15 protein-coding genes and 1 pseudogene are annotated in these 22,734 nt (G+C 69.9%); 6 read left to right on the plus strand and 10 right to left on the minus strand.

The genetic code is table 11. The features are described from left to right. Window positions 1-33: 33 nt before the first annotated feature. Window positions 34-984 carry a MerR family transcriptional regulator gene (locus AB0I59_RS15830; RefSeq protein ID WP_358133329.1) on the minus strand — a complete coding sequence of 317 codons (951 nt, stop codon included), beginning with the start codon at window positions 982-984 and terminating at the stop codon, window positions 34-36. A 146-nt stretch (window positions 985-1,130) separates the two neighbouring features. On the opposite strand from AB0I59_RS15830, the gene AB0I59_RS15835 reads away from it, so the two are divergent. After that, window positions 1,131-1,415, plus strand: a complete 285-nt coding sequence (locus AB0I59_RS15835; RefSeq protein WP_358133332.1) for a hypothetical protein — start codon at window positions 1,131-1,133, stop codon at window positions 1,413-1,415. On the opposite strand, the gene AB0I59_RS15840 is transcribed toward AB0I59_RS15835, so the two are convergent. Together AB0I59_RS15840 and AB0I59_RS15845 are read right to left on the minus strand one after the other, a co-directional pair. Next, window positions 1,390-3,219 carry a glycoside hydrolase family 15 protein gene (locus tag AB0I59_RS15840; RefSeq protein ID WP_358133335.1) on the minus strand — a complete coding sequence of 610 codons (1,830 nt, stop codon included), beginning with the start codon at window positions 3,217-3,219 and terminating at the stop codon, window positions 1,390-1,392. The two genes, AB0I59_RS15835 and AB0I59_RS15840, sit on opposite strands and share 26 nt — an antisense overlap. 171 nt (window positions 3,220-3,390) lie before the next feature. Then, entirely contained in the window at window positions 3,391-4,092 is a 702-nt protein-coding gene (locus tag AB0I59_RS15845) for a hypothetical protein (RefSeq protein ID WP_358133337.1), read from the minus strand. A gap of 543 nt (window positions 4,093-4,635) precedes the next feature. On the opposite strand from AB0I59_RS15845, the gene AB0I59_RS15850 reads away from it, so the two are divergent. Both AB0I59_RS15850 and AB0I59_RS15855 read left to right on the plus strand, forming a co-directional pair. After that, window positions 4,636-8,598, plus strand: coding sequence for a metallophosphoesterase (locus AB0I59_RS15850; protein ID WP_358133339.1), 3,963 nt, complete (start codon window positions 4,636-4,638; stop codon window positions 8,596-8,598). Window positions 8,599-8,665: 67 nt separating this feature from the next. Further along, the gene (locus AB0I59_RS15855; protein ID WP_358133342.1) at window positions 8,666-9,805 is read left to right on the plus strand and encodes a HupE/UreJ family protein; all 1,140 of its coding nucleotides are present in this window, start codon (window positions 8,666-8,668) and stop codon (window positions 9,803-9,805) included. Between the two features lie 137 nt (window positions 9,806-9,942). On the opposite strand, the gene AB0I59_RS15860 is transcribed toward AB0I59_RS15855, so the two are convergent. Then, complete coding sequence (locus tag AB0I59_RS15860; protein WP_358133345.1) at window positions 9,943-11,037, minus strand: HAMP domain-containing sensor histidine kinase; 1,095 nt, start codon at window positions 11,035-11,037, stop codon at window positions 9,943-9,945. Next, window positions 11,034-11,687 (minus strand): response regulator transcription factor, encoded by a 654-nt coding sequence (locus tag AB0I59_RS15865; RefSeq protein ID WP_061258415.1) that lies wholly within the window; start codon window positions 11,685-11,687, stop codon window positions 11,034-11,036. The genes AB0I59_RS15860 and AB0I59_RS15865 overlap by 4 nt, the downstream gene beginning before the upstream one ends. A gap of 320 nt (window positions 11,688-12,007) precedes the next feature. Here AB0I59_RS15865 and AB0I59_RS15870 point away from each other — a divergent pair, with 320 nt between their 5' ends. After that, window positions 12,008-12,754 carry an ABC transporter ATP-binding protein gene (locus AB0I59_RS15870; RefSeq protein ID WP_358133348.1) on the plus strand — a complete coding sequence of 249 codons (747 nt, stop codon included), beginning with the start codon at window positions 12,008-12,010 and terminating at the stop codon, window positions 12,752-12,754. 5 nt (window positions 12,755-12,759) lie between these two features. Beyond that, on the plus strand, window positions 12,760-14,595 hold the full coding sequence (locus AB0I59_RS15875) for an FtsX-like permease family protein (protein ID WP_358133351.1): 1,836 nt from the start codon (window positions 12,760-12,762) through the stop codon (window positions 14,593-14,595). Here the strand turns inward: AB0I59_RS15875 and AB0I59_RS15880 are convergent. Next, a complete protein-coding gene (locus tag AB0I59_RS15880) occupies window positions 14,592-15,917 on the minus strand; it encodes a hypothetical protein (protein WP_061258413.1) in 1,326 nt (441 codons plus the stop codon). The genes AB0I59_RS15875 and AB0I59_RS15880 overlap by 4 nt on opposite strands. A gap of 29 nt (window positions 15,918-15,946) precedes the next feature. On the opposite strand from AB0I59_RS15880, the pseudogene AB0I59_RS15885 reads away from it, so the two are divergent. Then, window positions 15,947-17,107: pseudogene (locus AB0I59_RS15885) on the plus strand (lysine N(6)-hydroxylase/L-ornithine N(5)-oxygenase family protein); the annotation flags it as partial. Window positions 17,108-17,370: 263 nt separating this feature from the next. On the opposite strand, the gene AB0I59_RS15890 reads toward AB0I59_RS15885, so the two are convergent. From AB0I59_RS15890 to AB0I59_RS15905, 4 genes are read right to left on the minus strand one after another with little or no spacing between them, the layout of a single operon-like run. Continuing rightward, window positions 17,371-19,026, minus strand: a complete 1,656-nt coding sequence (locus AB0I59_RS15890; protein ID WP_061258411.1) for an ABC transporter ATP-binding protein — start codon at window positions 19,024-19,026, stop codon at window positions 17,371-17,373. Further along, window positions 19,023-19,904 carry an ABC transporter permease gene (locus tag AB0I59_RS15895; protein ID WP_358133355.1) on the minus strand — a complete coding sequence of 294 codons (882 nt, stop codon included), beginning with the start codon at window positions 19,902-19,904 and terminating at the stop codon, window positions 19,023-19,025. The genes AB0I59_RS15890 and AB0I59_RS15895 overlap by 4 nt, the downstream gene beginning before the upstream one ends. Next, window positions 19,901-20,986 (minus strand): ABC transporter permease, encoded by a 1,086-nt coding sequence (locus tag AB0I59_RS15900; protein WP_358133358.1) that lies wholly within the window; start codon window positions 20,984-20,986, stop codon window positions 19,901-19,903. Before AB0I59_RS15900 ends, AB0I59_RS15895 begins: the two co-directional genes overlap by 4 nt. After that, window positions 20,971-22,530, minus strand: coding sequence for an ABC transporter substrate-binding protein (locus AB0I59_RS15905; RefSeq protein ID WP_358133361.1), 1,560 nt, complete (start codon window positions 22,528-22,530; stop codon window positions 20,971-20,973). Before AB0I59_RS15905 ends, AB0I59_RS15900 begins: the two co-directional genes overlap by 16 nt. Between the last annotated feature and the right edge of the window lie 204 nt (window positions 22,531-22,734).

The following is a 22,734-nucleotide window of genomic DNA, read 5'->3' on the forward strand; positions in this document are numbered from 1 at the left end:
CCATGACCAGTGCGCACACTTTCGACGGCCTCCTCACGGGAGGTGTCGGCAATCGGCTTGAACTGCTCCAACGCGGGGACGGCGTGCGCGCAGCGCGGCCAGCAGCCATTCGAAGGCCGGGACCGCCGGTGGGGATGGTTTCTGGCCCTTGAGGATGCTCAGGAGCTGCCAGTACCGCTCCACTCGGGGCTCGGCGACCATGTCCAGCCACGTGATCAGGGCGGCGATCCCCTCGGTGGGAAGGTCGTCGGGGATGATCCGCTTAAGGATCAGGCTTGCCCCGGCCGACTCCGGCGCGATTCCATGCGACAGAGCGGCGCCTGCGTGCTCCAGGACCAAGGGCCGGAGGGCGAGGCCGTACTCCAGGCGGTTGTTCTCCTCGCCGCTGAGGACCATCCGCCGGACCGTCTGCTGGAAGCTCTCGTCGCCCGCCAACTCGGCCAGCTCCACCCACGCGTTGATCTGTTCGGAGGTCGGGTCTTCCGGGAGATCGGACGGGAGGTCACGCATCCATCCCGCGACGAGCGTGGCGTCCTCATCGACGACGTCGGCGAACGCGCGGTCCACGAAGTCGTCGATGATCTGCTGGCGTTCCCGTGCCGAGAGTCGGGACAGTGCGTTGATCAATGCAATCTCCTTGGTCGAGCTGTCACGGTTGGCGAGAACGCGCATGACGGACCGGCGTATCTTCAGGGTGCGGATCTCGGCGTCGAGCGCTTTGACGTGCAGGTCCGCCACTTCGCTCAGCGTGGCGCGCTTCTCCAGCACCTGCTGGATGGCGTCAAGCCCGAGCCCGAGATCACGAAGTGTCCGGACCAGGTCCAGCCGCGCGGCCGCCTCCGCGTCATAGAGCCGGTACCCGCCCTCCGACCTCTGGACCGGCGGGACGACGCCGCTGTCGGACCAGAAGCGGATCGTGCGCGCCTGCAGCCCCGTGCGCTGGGCCAGCTGTCCGATCGTGTAAAGACCCGTCACGTCGTTCATGGCTCGAATCTGCACCTTCCACCTGGTGGAACCTCAAGCGGTTTGTCGGAGATTCTCGCCGCAGAGCAGCCGTTGACGCGGCGCGGACCAAGTACAACATCCGCCGCAGCTACGGCCTGGGAAAGGAAGCGCTGGGCCTGCCGCCGGTGGACAACGTCCGCGACTACGTCTTCACCGGCCGGCCGTGGCTGGCGGCGGACGCGACGCTGTGTCCGTCGCAGGGCATGACGGAACTCGACATCGTGCTGACCGGGGCGTGGATCCTGTCCGACGACCGTCCGCTCCCTCGATCCAGGGACCGGCGGGCGACCACGCCCGAGCGCCGCGAGATCAAGAAGATCGGCAAGTCCACGCCGGTCGAGCACGGTCTGCCGTTCTCGACCTGGAGCCTGGCCAGGACACTTCCTAGCCGAGGGCGTGGTCGAGGTTGAAGGCGGCGCTGATGAGGGCGAGGTGCGTGATCGCCTGCGGGAAGTTGCCGAGCTGCTCGCCCGTGTGCCCGATCTGCTCCGCGTAGAGGCCCAGATGGTTGGCGTACGTCAGCATCTTCTCGAAGGCCAGGCGGGCCTCGTCGAGGCGGCCGGCGCGGGCCAGGGCCTCGACGTACCAGAACGAGCAGATGGAGAACGTGCCCTCGGGGCCCTGCAGGCCGTCCGGGCTCACCTCGGGGTCATAGCGGTAGACCAGCGAGTCGGAGACCAGCCCGGCGCCGAGCGCGTCCAGCGTGGACAGCCACTTGGGGTCGGTCGGCGAGACGAACTTGGCCAGCGGCATCATCAGCACGGAGGCGTCCAGGACCTCCTCGTCGAAGTGCTGGATGAAGGCATGCAACGTCGACGACCAGCCGTTCTTCATGATCTGGCGGTAGATCGTGTCCCTGGCGCACCGCCAGCTCGACAGGTCGGCGGGCAGGCCGCGCTGGAGGGCCACCCGCATGGCGCGCTCGATGGCGACCCAGCACATGAGACGGGAGTACACGAAGTTCTTGCGTCCCCCGCGGGTCTCCCAGATGCCCTCGTCCGGCTGGTCCCAGTTACGACAGACCCAGTCGACCAGGGTGCACAGCTCGTCCCAGCGGTCGCTGGAGATCGGGTCGCCCCACTTGTTGTAGAGGTAGATGGAGTCGACCAGGGCCCCGTAGATGTCCAGCTGCAGCTGACCGGCGGCGGCGTTGCCGATGCGGACAGGGGCGGACCCCCGATAGCCCTCGAGGTGATCCAGCTCCTGCTCGGGCAGGTCGCGGCGCCCGTCGATGCCGTACATGATCTGCAGTGGGCCGTTGTCGCATTCCGTGCAGAGCGGGACGTGCGTGGACAGGAAGTCCATGAACGCCTCCGCCTCCTCGGTGAAGCCGAGTCTGAGCAGCGCGTACACGCAGAACGCGGCGTCCCGGATCCACACGTAGCGGTAGTCCCAGTTGCGCTCGCCGCTGATCCGCTCGGGCAGGCTGGTCGTCGGCGCGGCGACGATCCCGCCGGTCGGCGCGTAGGTGAGCAGCTTGAGGGTGAGCGCGGAGCGGTGGACCACCTCCCGCCACCGGCCCCGGTAGCGCGAGGCGGACAGCCAGCGCCGCCAGTACCGCACCGTGGCGCAGAACTCGCTCTCGGCCTCGGCGATCGGGCACCCCCGCGGCCTGAGTCCTTCGGCCGCCCGGTCGAGGGCGAACACGGCCTGGTCGCCCTCGCTCAGCTTGAACTGCGCGTACACGTCCCGGCCGTCGGTGTCCAGCGGCACGCTGGAGGTCAGGGCCAGGGAGTACGACGGCGATTCGAAGAGCGCCCGGTCCCCCCGCAGATCGACGGTGTGCGACTGCCGCGCGTAGTCGAAGCGGGGGGCCATCCGGACGTGGAAGGGCAGCGTGCCGCGGACACACGTCACCCGGCGGATCAGCCGGTGCCGGTCGACCTCCCGCGAGCCCTCCGCGATGGGCATGAAGTCCTGGATCTCGCCCACCCCGTCGTCGGCGAAGAACCTGGTGATCAGCACGTTGGTGTCGGGAAAATAGAACTGTTTGGTCCGCTCCGCCTCGTCGGCGGCCAGCTCGAACGACCCGCCCCGGTCGGCGTCCAGGATCGAGGCGAACACGCTGGGGGCGTCGAAGCGCGGGCAGCAATACCAGTCGATGGTGCCGTTGGTGCCCACGAGGGCGACGGTCCGCAGGTCGCCGATCAGCCCGTGGTCGCCGATCGGGAGGTAGCGGGAGCCGTCCGCGCACGTGAACTCGCGGTCGGTCATATGTGTCCTCTCCCCATATATGACCGCAAGGTACGCAGGCCGGGCGCCTGGGAGGCCCTGCTGTTCGCCAAGGGAAGGCAGATCTTCAGGGAGGCGCTGCCAGGTGTGTGGCCACTGCCCGAAATGGTCGTCGAGGGGCTGTCGGCCGGGACGGAGGTCTGGGGCGGTCGGTCATCGGGGCGCGGCCAGGAGGCGCAGGCCGACGACGGCCAGGCCGACCGCCTCCAGGGTCGCCCCCGTGACCTCGAACCACTCGCTGCCGACCATGAGCCCGATCACATGGAGTACCGGCCACGCGATGACCGCGGCGCCGGCCCAGAGCGGGACCGCGCGGCTACGGACGAGAGCCAGACCGAGCAGCAGCGTTCCGACGAGATTGCCGAGCACGAAGAGGAGGAACACCCAGATCGCCGACGGGTCGCTCTGGCTGCTGTCGATGACCGCCGCGTAGTCCGCGAGGGGACCCCCACGCTCTGCCATGACGCTGGTGGTGATTCCCGAGAAGACGATCGCGAAGTAGCACATGTATCCGGCCCCGGTGAGCACCGTGCCGACGAAGCCGAGCCTCGGGCTCCGGCCTCCCAGGAGCCGCTTGACGCCGAGGACTACCGGAACCATGAGAAGGCTTGCCAGCATCGCGGCGAGGGTACCGAGGCGCATCAGACCGGGGTGGGCCGCCTCCAGGGCGAGCGCCTCCGCGCCGGTGCTGTCGCCTCCTCCGGCGCGGGTGGCCCACGCGTACGCGCCGTTGGCGACGACGAATCCCCAGGGGCCGGTGAGCAGAGCCAATGCCAGCGGGACGCTGCGTCGAGGCGGATCCGCCGGTGCCGAAGCGTCGGAGGTCAGTTCGGACGGTGGGAGCGACGTTTCCATGGTTCTCCTCAAGGACTTCCGCATGCCGTGGCGGATGCGGGAGTGGAGTCGGGGGTGGAGTCGGGGGCGGGCAGCCGATATCGGCAGTCTCGGCCGCCTGGCCGGCCGGCGGATCGGGGCTGGCGCGGAAGGGAGGTCCGTGCTGGCACGTATTCACGCGGGGCCCGCAGTCCTCACGTGAGGGACCTCGTCCGTGGATCCGGTCGTGCCGCGGGATGCGGCGTGGATCCGGATGCGGGTGTCAGTTCGCCTGGTATGCCGTAGGAATGTGTCGACGGCGCCGCGCCGGCGAGGAGCAATGACCTCGACGCGCAAATGGATGCGCCTGGCCGATGTCAATGTTCCGTACACGCCTTTTGGCCGTTGTGATCTAATTGTTCCTGTTTCGTGACAGATGGGAAGAATGAGGCGATAGTTTCGCCTTCCCTTCAGTCCCTTCATGCACATCGTTCACTCGAGAGATCCACTGTGACCGCTCGAGACCACGCCGCTTTATCGGCGCTTTATAGAACGTGATCGAAGGGACTGCACCTGATGCAGCCATTGGCAGCACGAAAGCTGCTGGGAGGCTCCAAGAGTCGAGGACGTCTCGCCGTGGTCGCCATGGTCGCGACGCTGCTCGTCAGCGGCGTTGTGACGGCGGCGCACGCCGACCCGGACCCGGGAAACGCGGGTCGGGGACGTCCCAGCCCGACGCCGACCAGTTCCCCCACCCCTCCCACCCTCACCCCCGCGGGCGGTTCGTACATCGAGGGCACGGTCAAGGTCGCGGCGGTCCCGACCGCGGCCGGCGACAGTGTCACGGAGCTCGCCGTCGACGGCGCCGCGCTCAAGGCCGACCGGACGGTGGGCGTCTCCAAGCTCCGGTTCGATGTCGGCTCGAACTCGACGGAGGCGCGGTACCACAACTACGTGCTCGTCAACGGTGCGTACCGGAGCGACATCGGCGACCACGTGAACGAGCGGGCGACCATCGAGATCCCGAACGAGCACCTCGTCAAGGGCGAGAACACCATCGAGATCTTCGCCGGGGCGATCGACAGCTCCTGCGGGGTCAACTACGACGACTTCGTCCTGTCCGACGTGAGCCTCGAACTCCTCGGCGAGGTCGCGGACGGCGAGGACAACCCGTACACCTTCTCTTTCGGCGACGGGAACTGCGGCTCGAACACCTCACTGCTCAAGCATGCCAAGCTGACGTTCTTCGTTCAGGGTGACCCGCAGGGCACCACGGGTCTCGCCGCGGACCTGGACACCACGACACTGGCCAACGGCGAGCACGCCATCACGGCCAAGACCGCGGCCGGAGGCACCGTCAAGAACAGCGTGACCGTGAACAACGCTCCGGCCGGGGCGCCCCGGCTGCTGCCCACGGACGGCACGCTCGTGGCGGGCGACCAGTCGGTCTTCGCGACCGTACCCGCCGAGGGCGGAGGCGGCGTCACGTCCCTCACCGTCGACGGCGCCGAGCCCGCCACGAAGGCCACCCTGGGCAACGGGGCGGCGACGTTCAGCTTCGACGTGGGCGCGGACTCGATCGACGACAAGTACGACGACTTCATACTCGTCAACGGAAAGCGCATCGACCTGGGCGGCTCCTGGGCCGGTCGGCGCGTCGCCGTCGCGGTGCCCGCCCGATTCCTGGTGCCCGGCGACAACACGATCAAGGTTGTGACCGGGGACTACAAGGCGTCCTGCGGGATCGACCGCGACGACTTCACCATCGCCAATCTCGACCTCGCCCTCGACGGCGCCACCGTGACCGGCAAGGACATCAAGCCGTCGTACGACATGGGCGACGGCACGTGCGGCAGCAGCCAGACCGCCCTCCGCGATGCCGAACTGCACTACACGATCGACGCCCGGCCGGTGCACGTCGTCCAGACCCTCGGCTCGGGTGACGCGACCCTCAGCTTCACCGTGGGCAGCAACTCGATCGAGGCCCGGTACCAGAACTACCTGCGCGTCAACGGGCGGAAGGTCGTGCTCGACGGCGACTTCGTCAGCCGGCGCGTGGACTTCACCTTCCCGAACGAGTACCTCGTGCCCGGCTGGAACACGATCGATTTCGTGACCGGCACGTATCCGACGTCGTGCGGCGCCAACCGCGACGACTTCGCGATCTCGAACATCGCCCTCACCCCGGTGCGGGGTACGGCGACCGGCCAGATGCTCAAGAGCTCGTACAGCATGGGCGACGGCAACTGCGGCGACAACGTGAACCTGCTCACCGAGATCGACCTCGAATTCCTCGTGGACGGGCCCGCCGGCGGTCTGCGCGCGGACCTCGACACCACCGCGATCAAGGACGGCAAGCACACGCTCGCCGCCGCCTCGACGACGGGGGAGACCGCCACCCGTACGCTGATCACCGACAACTCCGCGCCCAAGGTCGCCGCGAGCGTCCCGGCCGCGGGGGAGAAGATCATCGCCTCGGTCGTGCTGGACGTCACGCTCGAGGACGCCTCCGGCGTGGTGTCAGGGCCGGACGTCACACTCGACGGCCGGCCGATCGCGCTGGGCGCCCAGGTGGGCCCCGGGCTGTCGCCCGGCACGCACACCCTGGCCGTGACCGGCTCCGACGGGCTCGGCAACACCGCCACCCGAGAGATCGCGTTCGAGTCCGCGGGCGTCCCGGACGTTCCCGCCGAGCTGGCACCCGCGGTGGGCAGCGTCGACGTGTCGAAGTCCGTCACGCTCTCGGCCAAGGTGGCCGAGCCCGGCGGCGGCAAGGTGACGGCGACGTTCTCCGAGGCCGAGATCCTGACCCCGAACCAGGCGTACCAGGGCGTGGCCGCGTCCGTCCCCACGACCCTGCGGGTGCCCGGCGAGGAGAAGGTCACGACCAAGGGGCTCGACCCCGCTGACGGCGCGACCCTCGACGCGCCCGCCGGCCGGGACGTCACCTACCAGCGGTTCGACATCCAGGTGAAGGGCCACGTGGACGCGCCGGTCCTGCGTTGGGAGGGCGTCATCGACCCCGAGCGCCTGGCGTCCCTGCGCGCGTGGAACACCAAGACCAAGGCGTGGGACCTCCTGACGAGCTCCCGCGGCGCCGCCGAGGGCAACACCGTGCTCACCGCCGTCGTCGGCGCGGAGTACATCGACGGCCAGCAGGTCCACGTCATGGTGACCGGTGAGGACCCGTTCGCCGACGACATCGACCCCGGCGACCCGAACGGCTTCGCCGACCCCTCGACGTACGACTTCTCGATCGTCCACTTCACCGACACGCAGTACATCTCCGAGGGCGCGGTGGAGCAGGAGACCGCCGAGGAGCGCGCGGTGTGGGAGTCCGCCTACGCCGGCATCGTCAACTGGATCAAGGACAACAAGGACCCGCGCAAGATCTCCTACGTCGCGCACACCGGCGACATCATCGAGAACAACATCCGCAAGCCCGCGGACGAGGCCATGCAGAAGCAGGTCGTCGGCGAGCTCGAGGTGTCCTCCCGCCAGCAGCGCGTGCTGGACGAGGCGGGCATCCCGAACGGCGTGATCGCCGGCAACCACGACAACCAGTCGGGCACGGAGGACGGGCCGGAGGCGATCTACAACAAGTACTACGGCCCCGGCCGGTACCAGACGGCGGCGCAGGGCTGGCAGCACGCGGAGTACGGCGGGTCGTGGAAGGAAGGCGACAACCAGAACCACTACGACCTGTTCTCCGCCGGCGGGCTGGACTTCGTCGTGGTCGGCCTGTCGTACGGCGTCACGCGGGAGGAGGCCGAGTGGGCCGACTCCATCTTCAAGCGGTTCCCCGGCCGCAACGGCATCCTGCTCTCGCACGACTACCTCGTGCCGAGCACCAACCCCGACGGACGCGGCGCCGGATTCTCGGCGCCCGACGGCTCGATGCTGTACAAGACGGTGGTCGAGAAGAACCCGAACGTCTTCCTCATCCTCGCCGGGCACGAGCACGGCGTGGCCACCAACGTGAAGCCGAAGGTGGGTCAGGTCGGCAAGGGCGTCGTCGAGTTGCTGGCGGACTACCAGTTCTACACGGTGTCGGCCGACCGCCTCGGGCTCACCGAGGTCGGCGGATACAACCCGGACGACCAACTCCAGTTCGGTGCGAGCTTCTTCCGCCTGCTGCAGTTCAACGTCAAGCGGTCGGAGCTGACCGTGGACACCTACTCCCCGTTGCTCAATGACTTCGGCGCCGGCGAGTTCGACCCGCTGCGCCGTTACGACGGGCGCGAGGACAACATGGTGCTCCCGGTCGACCTCACCACCCGTACGACGAGCTTCACGACCGACTCCCTGGCGATCTACAAGCCCACCCGGGTCGTCGGCACGAGCACGGTCGCGTCGGGTCAGGTCGCCTCGGTGGTCTGGGACCGCCTCAAGGCCAACACGTCCTACGCCTGGTTCGTCACGGCACGCTCCACCGGCGGCGGCGTGACCGCCTCCGAGCCGAGCGTCTTCGTCACGAAGGACGAGCACGGCGGTCCCGGCAAGTGGGGACCGGACTCGCCTCTGTACCGCTGGTTCCAGCGCAAGTAACCGATCCGTGGCCGCCGCCCCGGACCCGGTCCGGGGCGGCGGCCACCCGCATTCTGGAGAACTCGACATGCCTCGCAGGCGCTGGCTGTCCGCCGTCGTCCTCGCTCTCGTCCACGTCCTCGGCGGCGTACTGGCCGGTCTGGCGTTTCCCGCTCCGGCGGCGGCGCACGACGCGACCACGAAGGCCCACGCCGTGGTGACCGGAACGGGCGCGCACGTCAGGGCGGTGCTCGACCTGGAATACGACCTCCTCATGAAGTCGGCCTGGCTCTACGCGGAGGCGTACGAGGCGAAGGAGCGGACCGAGCAGCTCCGCCAACTCAAGATCAACCATGCCGCCGTCGCCGACTACGTCACGCGCCGCTTCGCCGTGGCGTACGGCGACAAGCCGTGCACGCCCACGACTGTGGGGGACGCGGACGTGCGCGACCGCGACAAGGTGGCCTTCGCGGTGGTGACACTCGACTACGCCTGCGAGGGCGACGGCGCCGGTCGGCACGCGATCTCGAGCGCCCTCTTCCCCGACGCCGAGAGCTTCGTGCACAGCACGGAGACGCTCGTGAGATACACGCTCGACGGCAGGACGGGCTCCGCGGTCCTGAGCGCCGGCAACCCGACGCTGCGGATCGGCGAGCGCCGGGCCTCGCACCAGGTCGGGGAGTTCTTCCTGCTCGGTGCCGAGCACCTGCTGTCGGGCCTCGACCACATCTTCTTCCTGCTCGCCCTGCTCATCGGCGCCCGCCGCCTCCGCGACGTCGTCATCACGGCCTCCGCCTTCACGGTCGCCCACAGCATCACGTTCCTGCTGGCGGCGATGGGCATCGTGGACGTCCCCGCGGAGATCGTCGAGCCGGTCATCGCAGTGTCGATCATCGCCGTGGCGGTCGCCAACCTGCTGGGCCGCGAGGAGGCCGGATGGGGCAAGTGGCGGCTGCCGGTCGTCTTCGCCTTCGGCCTGATGCACGGGCTGGGCTTCGCGAGCGCACTGGACATCGACGAGGGCGGGTCGTGGGGGCTGCTCCTGTCACTGCTGAGCTTCAACATCGGCATCGAGGTGACCCAGCTCGCGATCATCGCGGTGCTCTTCCCGCTGCTGGTGCTGGTGCGCCGGACGTCCGCGGATCGCTGGGTGACGGTCGCGATGTCGGTCCCCATCGTGGCGGTCAGCCTGTACTGGTTCTTCGATCGCATCCCGCTGCCGCTCTGACGGGGAGCCCGGGGTTGCGGCACATCGGTACAGCCGTTAGCCGTGAGAAGGATCTTGGCGTCGAGGAGGGGGAGCTGGGCGACTTCTCGGCTCCTGATCGCGATGTGGCGGATAGTGCGGATTCTGTGTCACATGTATCACCCCGCTGTTCCTCCTACGGGGGATGCGTCCTCGGATCCCGCGAAAGCCACGACGAGCTCCAGCCCGCCACCCGGGTTAGGTTTCGCTCGCACGTCGGCCCCGTGAGCCTTCGCGATCGCCGCGACGATCGACAATCCGAGTCCGGTGCCCTGTCCAGGGGTCGTGTGCAGCCGCCGGAAGGGTTCGAAGAGATCGCCGAAACGTTCCTGGGGCACGTGCGGGCCGGTGTTGCGAACCGTCAACACTCCACGGGAGAGCGTTACCTCAACGGTCCCGCCGGGATGGTTGTAGCGCACCGCGTTGTCGAGGAGGTTGGTGATGAGCCGGTTCAGCAGGACAGGGTCCCCCTCGACGACGAACGGCTCCGCCCTCCCCGTCACGGTGACGCCGTCAGAACCTGTTTCCGCCAGGACCAGCCGTGCCACCTGGTCCAGGGCCACCGGGCTCCTGTTGTCCAGGCCGTGTTCCGCCTGGGCCAGGACCAGCAGGGCGTCGATGAGGTTCTCCGCGCGGCGGTTGTGGCGCAGGAGCGTGCCGCGGATCTCGCCGCCGTCCTCGGGGAGCCCGATTTCGATCGCCGCCCGCTGGACGGCCAGCGGGGTCCGCAACTCGTGGGAGGCGTTGGCGATGAACCGCCGCTGCGCCTCGACGGAGCGTTCGAGCCGGTCGAGCATCGCGTCGAAGGTGTCGGCCAGTTCCTTCAGCTCGTCCTTCGGCCCGGTGAGCGCGATCCGCTCGTGCAGGGTCGACAGGGACAGTCGCTGCGCGGTGGCGGTGATCCGGTGGATGGGCCGCAGGATCCGCCCGGCGACCAGCCATCCGACGGCCAACGAGACCAGCGTCAAGATTCCCACCGTGAAGGTGGTCATCTCCCACTGGTAGCCGATCACGTCGTTCACCAGCTCGGGCAGCGGCGGCCGTGGCTGCGGCTGCGGCTGCGGCTGCGGAGCCAAGCCGCCCCCGGGCAGCCGGGCGACCCGCGTCTTCAGCGCCTGGCGCAGCAGGAGGTTGACCGTGACCAGCAACACGACCGAGGTCAGCAGGAACAGTCCGGAGTAGATCAGGGTGAGCCGTACCCGGATCGTCGTCACAGCAGGTATCCCGCACCGGGAACGGTCTGGATGCACGGCGGGTCACCCAGCTTGGCCCGCAGGCGGCTGATCAGGACCCGCACCACCGTCGTGAACGGGTCGGCGTTCTCGTCCCAGGCCTCTTCAAGCAGCCGTTCGGAGCTCACGACCGCGCCGTCCGCCCTCATCAGCACCTCGAGGACGGCGAACTCCTTCAATGACAGGTGCAGGTGCCGTCCGTCCCGCGAGGCTTGCAGCCGGTGCGGGTCGAGCACGATCCCGTGCCGCATCAGCACCGGCGGTACCGCCGACTGGCTGCGCCTCCCCAGCGCCCGCACCCGCGCGACCAACTCGGCGTAGTCAAACGGTTTGGGCAGGTAGTCGTCGGCCCCCATCCCCAGACCCGCGATTCGCTCCGGCACCGACGCCGCCGCCGTCATCATCAGGATCCGCGTACGGCTCCCGCGCGCCACCAGCTCACGGCACACGAGGTCGCCGTGCATCTCGGGCAGGTCCCGATCCAGCACGAGAACGTCGTAGTCGTGCACCGCCAGCCGCTCCACCGCGGCGGCACCGTCATACACCACGTCGACGGCCATGGCATGGCGGCGCAACCCCACCGCCACGAGATCGGCCAGGTCGCGTTCGTCTTCGGCCACCAGAATCCGCACGCGACATTCATACGCGAACCGGGGTTTCAATGGCGTTAACGGATCCGTTCACGACCGTGCAACCCGCTTCAGGCCACGCTGGCGGCCATGGTCAGATCCCTATGCACGGTCGTCGGTGGCGGCCTACTCCATATCCGCACCGCGCTCGAATTGCCAACGGCGTGCCGGCGTTCATCGGGGACACCGTGAATCAGGGCATCCTCGACACCTTCGCCTCGGGCACGGTACGGCTGACGCTCAAGCGGCCCACGACGGGGCGGACCCGACCTGCGCCGGCTCAAGACCTGTAAGCAGAACTGGACCCATCGAAGGAGTGGATCGTGAGCAATGCCGCCGACACGCCCGTACTGAGCGCCCGCGGGCTGCGGAAGGAGTACGGCAAAGGGGAAGGATTGGTGCGCGCCGTTGACGGCGTCGATCTCGACGTCAGCGCGGGAGAGACGGTGGCGATCATGGGACCGAGCGGCTGCGGAAAGTCCACGCTGCTGCACCTGCTCGGCGGGCTGGACCGACCCTCGGGCGGCGAGGTGCGGCTGAACGACCGGCGCATCGACAACATCAGTGAGAAGGCCCTGGCCCGGATGCGGCGGACCGACGTCAGCTACGTCTTCCAGTCCTTCCACTTGATGGAGGAGCTCACCGCCGTGGAGAACGTCGAGCTGTCGGCGCTGCTGGCCGGACGCCCGCCCCGGGCCGCCCGGCGGCGTGCGGAGGAACTGCTGAAGCAGGTCGGGCTCGCCGGCCGGGCGCGCTTCCTGCCCTCCGCGCTGTCGGGCGGCCAGCGGCAGCGGGTCGCGGTCGCCCGGGCGTTGAGCAACGAACCGTTGGTCGTCCTCGCCGACGAACCGACGGGAAACCTGGACAGCGCCGCCACCCTGGACGTCCTCCAGCTCTTCAAGGACCTGCGCGATTCCGGGCAGACGCTGATCATGGTCACGCATGACGCGCGGATCGCGGCCACCGCGGACCGGAAGTTCTCGATGCGCGACGGCGCGCTCATGGACGAGACCTGGCCGACCGGCGGCACCACCGGGCAACTCGGCACGCTCGTCAGGCTGGAGGACTGACCACCATGGGCCGCATCCTCCTCGTGACCCGTCTCGCCACGCGAGACCTCCGGCGGCGCCGCACCGAGGCCACGCTTCTGCTGCTCGCCATCCTGGCCGCCACCACGACGCTGACGCTCGGGCTCGTCCTGCGCGACGCGGCCGGCGACCCGTACCAAAGCACCCGGGCGGCGACCGAGGGTCCTGACGTGGTCGTCACCGCCGGCCAGGCCATCGACCCCGCCGGCCTCGCGGAGCTCGACAAACTGGCCACCGCCCCCGGCGTCACCGCGCACAGCGGACCGTACCCCGTCATCGCGGGGAAGCTCGAGGCGTCCGGCCGGACGTCGGACGTGCAGGTCGAAGGACGCGACGCCACTGTCGCGGCGGTCGACCAGCCCCAGGTGACGCAAGGCAGCTGGGTCAGCGACGGCGGAGTAGTGCTCGAGGCCGCCTTCGCCGACTCACTCGAAGTGGGCGTCGGCGACTCGGTCACCCTGGGCGGTAGGTCGTTCAAGGTCGTCGGCGCCGCCGTCACCGCCGCCATGCCGCCCTATCCCGGCGCGTCCTGCATCGTCTCGGCCGGCTGTATCAACGGCGCCATCCCCAAGGACCGGGACCTGCCTGCGGGGTTGCTGCACAATCCCGGGCTGGCCTGGCTCACCCAGGCGGATGTGCGGAGCCTCGCCTCGGACCGAAGCTCCCTGTCCTATGTGATGAACCTGAAGCTGGCCGACCCGGACGAAGCCGAGGCATTCGTCGACCGGACCGGTGGCGATCATGGCGGCGCCATGCCCATGCAGGCTTGGCAGAGCATCCTCGCCGACGCCACCGACCTGGCCAAAGACTCCCAGATCCTGCTGCTCATCGGCGCCTGGCTGCTCGGTCTGCTCGCCGTGGCCAGTCTCTCGGTGCTGGTCGGCGGCCGGATGGCCGACCAGCACCGACGCGTCGGACTCCTCAAGGCAGTCGGCGGCACCCCGAGCCTGGTCGCCGCCGTGCTGCTCGTGGAGTATCTCCTCGTGGCCGTCGTCGCGGCCGCGGCCGGGCTGACGATCGGATCGCTGACCGCCCCGTTGCTCACCGAGTCCAGTGCCGGCCTCGTCGGCAGCGCGGGGACGGCGTCGCCGACCTGGTCCACAATCGGTCTGGTGACCGCCGTGGCACTCGGCGTCGCGGTGGTGGCGACCGCTGTTCCGGCCGTGCGCGCGGCCCGCGCCAGCACCGCCGGCGCGCTGGCCGACGCGGCACGCCCACCTCGCCGCACCGGTTGGCTGATCGCTCTCTCGGCGCGACTGCCCGTCCCGCTGCTGCTCGCTCTACGGGTCGCCGCCCGCCGGCCGCGACGAGTCGTGTTGGGCGTGATCAGCATCGCGGTCACGGTCAGCGGGATCTACGTCCTGCTGGTGCTCAACGCCTTCCTCGGCGACCAGCCAGGCACCGGCGCGTACACCGAAGCTCAGGTGGCGGTGCTGCGGCACGTGCTCCTCGTCTGGACGGTCATCCTGCTCTCCCTGGCGGCGGTCAACGCCATCGTCATCACCTGGGCGACGGTGCTCGACAACCGGCATGCGTCGGCGCTGGCACGCGCACTCGGCGCAACCCCGCAGGAAACGACCGTCGCCCTGGCGACCGCGCAGGTGCTGCCCGCGTTCCTCGGCGCCGTCCTGGGTGTCTTCCCGGGAGGCTGGGCGCTGTTCGCCGCCATCAACACGATCACCGGTGGCGACGGCGACAGGGCAACGCTTCCCGCGTCCTGGCAGCTGATCGCCCTGGTGCTGGCAACCGTGCTCGTGGTGGCGGCGCTCACCTCTGCTCCCGCCCGCCTCGGCGGCCGCCGTCCCATGACGGCGACTCTCTAAGTGGCGGCCCAGGCGATGGCCTGCCTAGGAGTGGCCAGGAGCCAGATCGCGGCGGCATCGTCCAGATGCAGAGTGCTCAGGGCGGGCAGATGGGGGTCTTCCTCGAGACGGCCAGCGACCAAGCCGCGGGCCAGCAGGCCGCGCCAGCAGGCCAGCAGCCGGATGGCGTCCTTGTTGCGGACGCGGACCTGGTAAGGCTGCACCCGCAAGGAGAGCGCAGGCTGCTCGATGGTCGCCCAGATGCCGGGCAGGCCGGCCAGGCGGGCCGCGGTCAGCCGGTGGGCGCCGTTGTCATCCAGCGTGTAGAGCGGCCCGGCCGGCCCGGGAATGCGATTGACGCGGACCGGGTCGTCATCCAGGCTCCAGATCCGCAGGGCCTTCTCCACGGAGGGGCCCAGCAAGGCGGTGAGCATGGCGGGTACGGTGCCGGGCCGGTGGCTGGCGAAGTCGTTCCAGACCTGGTCCACACGGGCGACAGCGACCGGGGCGATCCATCCGCAGGTGACCGTAGTACCTAGCCCGACCCGGTCCGAGGAGTTCGGGCCGATCTCGTGGACGTGGTTGTAGGTGGACTGGAGGAGTTGGACGAGGTCGGGCGCGGGTGGCTGGGAGGCGTTGAGCTCGTCGGTGCGCTGCCGCAGGAAGTCGGCCACGGTGGCCTGGCCCGGCCAGGCTTGCCGCACCCGGCGCATGTAGTCCGCGAAGCGGTCTCGGTTCAGGTCGAGATCGTCGTGCCAGAGCCCTTTGAGCGCGTCGCGGGGATTGAGCCTGCGTCCAGGGGTGTCGTCGGGACCGGGTGAGCCGCCGCCGTAGGGCAGGAGCCGGTTGGGCATCGCCGGAGTTGAGCATCGCCAGGTCACCTCGATGGGACGAGAGGCGGGCACGCTCCAGGCGCGCAGCAGCGCGGGGATGGCATCGGGCACCGGAGCCCAGCCGCCGTAGCGGGGACCGAGCCGCCCGTCTTCGTCCTGCATGTGGGCCTCGAAGACGCCGTTGGGGTCATAGCGGGTGATCTTCCAGCACGCTGGGGGCAGGTGTGGATCCCGCCGGCGCTGGGCGAGGTCCTCGCGGCGGTGGGCGCGTGCGCTCAGCTGAGCGTTAAGGACCTGATCCTGGCGGCTCTGGAGGTCGCGCAGGGACGGCGGCTTGGCCGGGTGGTCCGTCTCCTCGGGGAGCAGTTCAAGGGCGCGGCGCAGGTGTAGCAGGGTGGTGTAGAGGGCGTCTGCCTGGTTGCGCTCATTGGTCAAGGTGAGGCTGCGGCCGTTAAGGGTGGCCAGGATCTCCTGGACGTTGAGTTGTAGATGGACGGCGAGCAGCAGCATCTGGTCTTCGCACTCAGAGTCAGCTCTCGTTCGGCTGGCACCGGGGGATGCTGTTGGACGGCGCCACCATGCAGGTGTCGTTCCTGAAGGACCTCGCGACAATGCGCCATCCGACCAGCGCCTTCGGGTTCCTCTCCTACCTGCACGAACACGGGCGTTTGGCCGATTTCATCAACCACAAGACGATGTTCCCGACCCGGTTGGAGTTCCACGACTACCTTGAATGGGCCGCAGACCGTTTCTCGCACGTGGTGCGATACGGCACCACTGTGCGAACCTTGCGCCCCGTGATCCAGCCCGACGGCGACGTGACCGCGATCGAGGTGGTGGCCGCCGACGGGCGCCTCGTCGGGCAGACGCGAAACCTGGTGTTCGGAATGGGTCTCCGGCCTCACCTGCCCGAGGGCGTCCACGTGTCCGAACGGGTCTGGCACAACCACGACCTGCTCACCCGGCTGCGGACGCTGCCCACCATGCGCCACAGTCGGTTCGTCGTGGTCGGCGCCGGTCAGAGCGCGGCCGAGGTCGTCGAATATCTGCACCGCACGTACCCGAATGCCGAGGTCTGCGCCGTCTTCTCGCGATACGGCTACACGCCCGCCGACGACAGCCCGTTCGCCAACCGGATCTTCGACCCAGACGCGGTGGACCACTTCTACGAGGCTCCCGAGGAGACGAAGCGAGCGCTGCTCGCCTACCACGGCAACACGAATTACGGCGTGGTCGACATCGATCTCATTCAGGAGCTGTACCGCCGTGTGTATGCCGAGCGAACGGCGGGACGGCGGCGCCTGCACATGCTGAACATGTCCAGGATTGGCGAGGTTCAGCGCATGTCCGAGGGGATCAGGGTCCGTGTCGATGGGCCGGCCACGGATGGTTCCACATTTCTGAACTGCGACGCACTGATCTTCGCCACCGGCTACCGCCCCGCCGACGTCACAGCTCTGCTGGGCGAGCTGGCCTCCTTCTGCGTCACCGACGATCAGGGCCGGCTGGAACTGACCCGCGACTATCGTGTGCGGACAGATCCCGCCGTGCGCTGCGGCATCTACCTCCAGGGCGGCACCGAGCACAGTCACGGGCTCTCCTCGTCGCTGCTGTCGAATGCGGCGGTCCGTGCGGGAGAGATCCTCGATTCGGTGGTCGCCGACCGCGAACGGCAGGGACGTGTCGCTTCGCGGCGGTGAGGACGGCCACACCCCGCACCCCGCATCACGATGGCCGACGGTTCTGAGAAGCACAATTCGGGTGACAGGGTGCAAGGCGGCAGGAGGACGGCGGGAATGATGGCCAGGCCGACGGCCGGGCACCGCCCGCCGCCTGTGCGAGGAGCACGACCTTGGCCGCGATCAGCGCCGAGCCGGCACTCATCGACAGCGCGTAGACGCCCACGTCGAAGCCCATGGCCGCCGATCAGGGCAGCGCTTGCCGGGCGGAGAGATCCGGCCGATCAGGCCGGATCCGGCGATGGCGATATTCGCGCCGAGGCTTCGAGGGCCTTACGCTGCATGGCCGCGGCGATGAGGGTCCTGGTCGTTGGCTGGGACGGCGAGTCGAAGAGGCCCGGAGTGGGCCCGTTCTCGATGATCCGGCCGCGCTCCAGCACGATCGTGGTGTCGGTGTGCGCGCCGATCATCGACAGGTCGTGGCTGATCAGAACCAGGGTGACGCCGTGGTCGCGGCGAAGACGGGACAGCAGGTCCATGATGCTCGCGGAGGTGTCGGCGTCGAGCGCGGAGGTGACCTCGTCGCACAGCAGCACGTCGGGGTGCACCGAGAGAGCCCGGGCGATGGAGACACGCTGGCGCTGGCCGCCGGAGAGCTGGTGGGGGTACCGTCCGGCGAAGTCCGCGGGCAGGTCGACCGCTTCGAGGAGTTCCGTGACGCGCGCGGGGACCTGTCCGGCGGGAACCACGGCGTGCAATGTCAGAGGCCGGGCGAGCGTGGCTCCCACGGTCCGCGCGGGGTTGAGCGCCCCGAGGGGGTTCTGCGGAACGAGTTGCAGCGCACGGCGCTGCTCTCGGGTGCGGCGACGGTAGGAGCGGTGCAGCGGGGCTCCGTCGAGGGCGACCGTGCCCGTGCTGGGCGGGTGCAGTCCGGCGAGAACGCGGACCAGGGTGGTCTTCCCCGACCCCGAGACGCCGATGACCCCGGTCGCGCTGCCGGGAGCGAGGTCGAGATCCAGGTTGTCCAGGACGGTTCGCCGCACGCTCCGGCCGCCCACCACGGCGCTGAGGTCGCGTACCGTGATCCGACCGGTCCGGGACGGCGGTGAGGACGGCGGGCGGCCGGCGACGGGGACCGAGGCACATGCGTCCTCGGCTTCGGGAATGACCGAGGCAGCGGCTGGGACAGTCGCGGAGGTCGTTTCGGGCGCGGTCGAGAAGGCGGGCACGCGTGCGGCGGGGACGAAGCGCCGCGCCGTTTCCACCGGAGGCCGGAGCGCCACCACGTCGTGGGCGCAGCGCGATACCAGTTCGGAATCGTGGCTCGCCACCGCGACGGTGACGCCGGTACGGCCGACGAGCTCGCACAGCAGGTCGGCGATCTCGTCGCGCAGTTCCGGATCCAGTCCGGCCGTCGGCTCGTCGAGGAGCAGGACGTCGGGACGCCGCGCGAGAGCGCGGGCGAGGGCGACCCTCCGCTGCTGCCCGCCCGACAGGGCGCCCGGACGGCGGCGCTCCAGACGTTCCTCGGCGGGCAGCCGCACCTGGGTGAGCAGGTCGCGCACGGCTTGGCGGCCGCGGTCCACGGCGGTCTCGGCGATGAGGCGATGAACCTTCATCCGGGGGTTGAGGCCGGAGCCGGGGTCCTGGCCCACGTAGGCCAGCCGTCGGCAGCGGAGCAGTCGCAGGTCCCGCTCCCCGAGGGCCAGGACGTCGTGGCCGAGGACGGTGACCCGCCCCGAGGTGCGGCACGCACCGGCGGGCAGGGCTCCCGCGACGGCGCGCAGGAGGGTGGTCTTGCCCGCGCCGGACGGGCCGGTGAGCGCGACCACGCGGCCCGGGGACAGCGTCAGCGTGCCACCGGAGAGAAGGGGAAGGCCGTCGGGTAGGCGGATCTCCAGATCGGTGACCTCGACGGAGGGGGGCTCAGCGGGCGTCACAGGGGGACCTCCGTTGTCGTGCCGGTCTTGGGCATGAGGGCGTCGGCGGCGAGGTTGACGCTGAGCGCGAGCACGCCGACGGCGAGAGCAGGGATCGCGACGGCCAGCGGGTTGAGCATGATGCCGGGCGAGTTCTCCCTGATCATCAGGGCCCAGTCGGCGGTCGGCGGCTGCGGGCCGAGCTGCAGGAAGGCGGCGACGGACACCACGTAGACGGCCTCGACGAAGCGCAGGCCGAACAGCGCGAGGAGGGTGGCCCTCAGGTTGGGCAGGACCTCCCGGACGATCAGGTACCAGAGGCGTTCGCCGGAGGCGGCGGCGGTCTCGATGTAGCCGGACACCGCGATGGGCGCGGCCGCCGCGGCGACCACCCGGGTGGCGTACGGGATGCCGAGGACGGTGGCGGCCGCGGCGATCGCCAGGCGGCCGCCGTCCTGCCAGGCGAGGGCGACGAGCATGATGCCGAGGACGGCGGGCACCAGGATGGCGAGGTCGGCCGTGCGTTCCACCCAGCGGCCGAGCCCGGGGCGCAGGGCCGCGAGGATGCCCAGCAATGTGGCGGCGCCGGTGACCAGCGCGGCGATCGCCAGCGCGTTGAGGACGAGGGGCCCACCCCCAGCCAGGAACCTGCTGAGAACATCGCGTCCGAGCAGGTCGCCGCCGAGCACCGCGGTGGCGTCCGGGGTCGCGTACGGCGCGACGAGCGGCTGGTCGATCGGGTGCGGCGCGAGCAGCGGGCCGGCCAGCGCGAACAGTATGAGAACGAGGGCAGGCGCCGCCCGCAGCGCGCGCGAAGGACGGGACCGAGCGGAAGCGATCACCTTGTCCGCCCCGTCAAGCCACCGTTGATCATCGCTGTGGGGGGAGTCAGTCGTCACAGGCGCACTCCTACTGATCGAGCGCGGACGAGGTCGGCGAGCAGCAGGACCACGCTGATCGCGCTGCCGGTCGCCGCGACCACCCCGGCGACGACCGGGGTGTCCCGGTCCGCGATGGCGCCCGCCAGGACGGCGCCGACGCCGGGGTAGTTGAACAGGGTCTCCACCACGACCGCGCCGCCGAGCAGCATCCCGGCCGAGGTCGCGACGCCGACGGCGACGGCGGGCAACGCGCCGGGGAGGAGATGGTGCGTCAGGATGCGGTGGCGAGGCAGCCCGTCGAGGATCGCGGCGCTCACATGCGGCAGCGCGGCCTGGTCGGCGAGCGCGGCGCGCACGATGCGGGTGTTCCAACCGATCTGCGGGATGGCCAGGGCCAGCAGCGGAAGCAGCAGCATGCCGGGTGAGGCGGGGGCGCCGTCGGCACCGATGAGGGTGACGGCGGGCAGCCAGCCGAGCCACAGGGACAGGACGAGCAGCAGTGCGATGGCCACCACGAACTCCGGGAGCGCGAACGCCATGGTGGCCACGACGCCGATGACGCGGTCGGCGCGGCCGCCCGGACGCAGCGCGGCCCAGCTTCCCAGCGCCAGGGCGCCCGCCACGCTCACGGCCAGGGCCAGGCTCCCGAGCAGCAGCGTGTTGGGGAACGGCCCGGCGAGCAGGCGGGTGACCGGCTCCCCTCGGGCGGAGGTACCCAGGTCACCGGTCGGCAGGGCGGTCATCCAGTCCCAGAAGCGCTCGGCGAGCGGGCGGTCCAGGCCGAGCGCCGTACGGCGTGCGGCCAGGTCCGCGGCGCTCTCGCCGCGTTCGGACGTGCTGGAGGCGGCGTCGCCGGGCAGCAGCTCGACGGCGGCGAAGACGACCCCGAGCAGGACCGCGAGGACGGCGAGGCGCCGCAGCGCCGACCAGGCGACATGCCCCGCGACCAGGACGAACCGGGGCTTCTCAACAGACCGTGGTTCTCCGGCGACCCGGTTCTCCACTCCGGGCGGCGGCTCCGTTCCGGAACGGCCCCGGCGCGGGGCCGGGGGCTCGGGGGCGCCTCCTTCGGGCCCGAGACGGCTCAACGGGCCAGCCACGTCTTCTCAAGCTGCACCCGGCCGTAGCCGGGGAGCTTGGGCAGGCCGCGTACCGCGCCGCCGGCCAGGTCGATGCCGTCGGCCATGCCCCACAGCAGGTAGCCGGACTTCTCGTACTCGATCTGCTGCAGCTTGCGCAGCGCCTCGGGCCGCTTCGCGGCGTCGGCGGTCGCCATGGCCTCGCGGTACGCCTCGTCGAAGGCGGGTTCCTTCCAGGCCGCCTCGTTCTGGCCCGCGTCGGACAGCATCGTCTTGCTGGCGAAGAACACCACGGAGTCGTTGGTGCCCCAGTACGTGGTGTACAGCGGGGCCTTGAGCCAGGTCTTGTCCCAGAAGACGGCGGAGTCCTGCTTGACCACGTTGATCTTCACGCCCGCCTCGCGGACCTGGGTCGCGAACAGGGTCGCGGACTCGGCGAGGCCGGAGATGTCCTCGGTGGTGATCAGGTCGTAAGTCTTGGACAGGTCGAAGCCGGCCTCGGCGAGCAGGCTCTTGGCCTTGGCGATGTCGCGGGTGCGCTGCGGGAGGTCCTTGGCGTACGCGGGGTCGCCCGTGCCCAGGACGTCGTTGGCGACGGTGCCGTACCCGGACAGGACCTGCTTGACCATGGCGTCGCGGTCGACGGCCAGGCGCAGGGCCTCCCGCACCTTGGGGTCAGTGAACGGCCCGTCGGCGGTGCGCATGACGATGGGCATCGCCATGTCGTTGGGCCGACGCAGGATCTGGATGTCCGAGCGGGACTTCGCCGTGCGGGCGGCGACGGCGCCGACGTTGGACGCCACGTCGATCTGCCCGGCCAGGAGGGCGTTGGCCATCGCCTGCGGGCTCTCGAAGATCCGGACCTCGATCGCGTCCAGATAGACCTTCCCGCCGTACCAGTTGTCGTTGCGCACCAGGCGGGCGTTGCCGTCGCGGAACCAGTCCAGCTTGAACGGGCCGGTGCCGGGGGCGGTGGCCAGCGCGTCGTCCTTGGTGTCCTTCTTCAGGACGAACGTGGTCAGGCGGGTGAGCAACGGCAGGTCCGCGTTGGGATAGTCCGAGACCAGCACCACGGTCTTCGCGTCTTCCGCGGAGATGCCGGAGGGCTGGATGCCGGGCAGCCGGCTGGCGCCGGCCGGAGTGGCGCGCAGCCGCTTGAGCGACCAGACCACGTCCTCGGCGGTGACGGGCGTGCCGTCGTGGAAGGCGGCCCCGTCGGCGATCGTGAAACGCCAGGTCTTGAGGTCCTCGGACGCCTTCCACGCGCCGGCCAGGCGCGGCGCGGTGTTGGTCGTTTCGCCGGGGACGGTCAGCGTGTCGTAGAGCAGGCTGATGATCAGATAGTCGCTCTCGTTGGTCTGTGTGCCGTGCGGGTCCCGGGTGACCGCCGAGGCTCGTCCGAGGGCGCCGACCCGCAACGTGCCACCCGTACGCGGCTGCTCCACGGCCGAGCCGGACGCCGAGACCGCCGCCGGACCGGTCTGCCCGCCGCTTCCACAGGCGGCGAGCACACCGGCCAGCCCGATCCCCGCGCCGGTCCACAGGAGCTGTCGTCTGGTGATCACGTCGCCCTCGTTCCTCAATAATGCGATCTGAATTAGGTTTGCCTATCCTAAACACATGCTTTACCTGAGTAGATAGTTGGGGACGGCCGCGCCCACGACCGACCTGACCGGGCGGAAGCGTGCACACCGGGCGGAGGCCGCCCTCCGTGGGGTCTCCGTGCGCGGCACCGCTAGGGTCACTCAGGCGGACGACATCGGCGTGAC

It is taken from the genome of Microtetraspora glauca (assembly GCF_040656155.1).
GTDB classification, from domain to species: Bacteria; Actinomycetota; Actinomycetes; order Streptosporangiales; family Streptosporangiaceae; genus Microtetraspora; species Microtetraspora glauca.

Bases quoted from the DNA above. Each gene is read 5' to 3' on its own strand.
- AB0I59_RS15830 (WP_358133329.1), bottom strand. From the start codon at position 984: ATGAACGACGTGACGGGTCTTTACACGATCGGACAGCTGGCCCAGCGC.
- AB0I59_RS15840 (WP_358133335.1), bottom strand. From the start codon at position 3,219: ATGACCGACCGCGAGTTCACGTGCGCGGACGGCTCCCGCTACCTCCCG.
- AB0I59_RS15845 (WP_358133337.1), bottom strand. From the start codon at position 4,092: ATGGAAACGTCGCTCCCACCGTCCGAACTGACCTCCGACGCTTCGGCA.
- AB0I59_RS15855 (WP_358133342.1), top strand. From the start codon at position 8,666: ATGCCTCGCAGGCGCTGGCTGTCCGCCGTCGTCCTCGCTCTCGTCCAC.
- AB0I59_RS15875 (WP_358133351.1), top strand. From the start codon at position 12,760: ATGGGCCGCATCCTCCTCGTGACCCGTCTCGCCACGCGAGACCTCCGG.
- AB0I59_RS15880 (WP_061258413.1), bottom strand. From the start codon at position 15,917: ATGCTGCTGCTCGCCGTCCATCTACAACTCAACGTCCAGGAGATCCTG.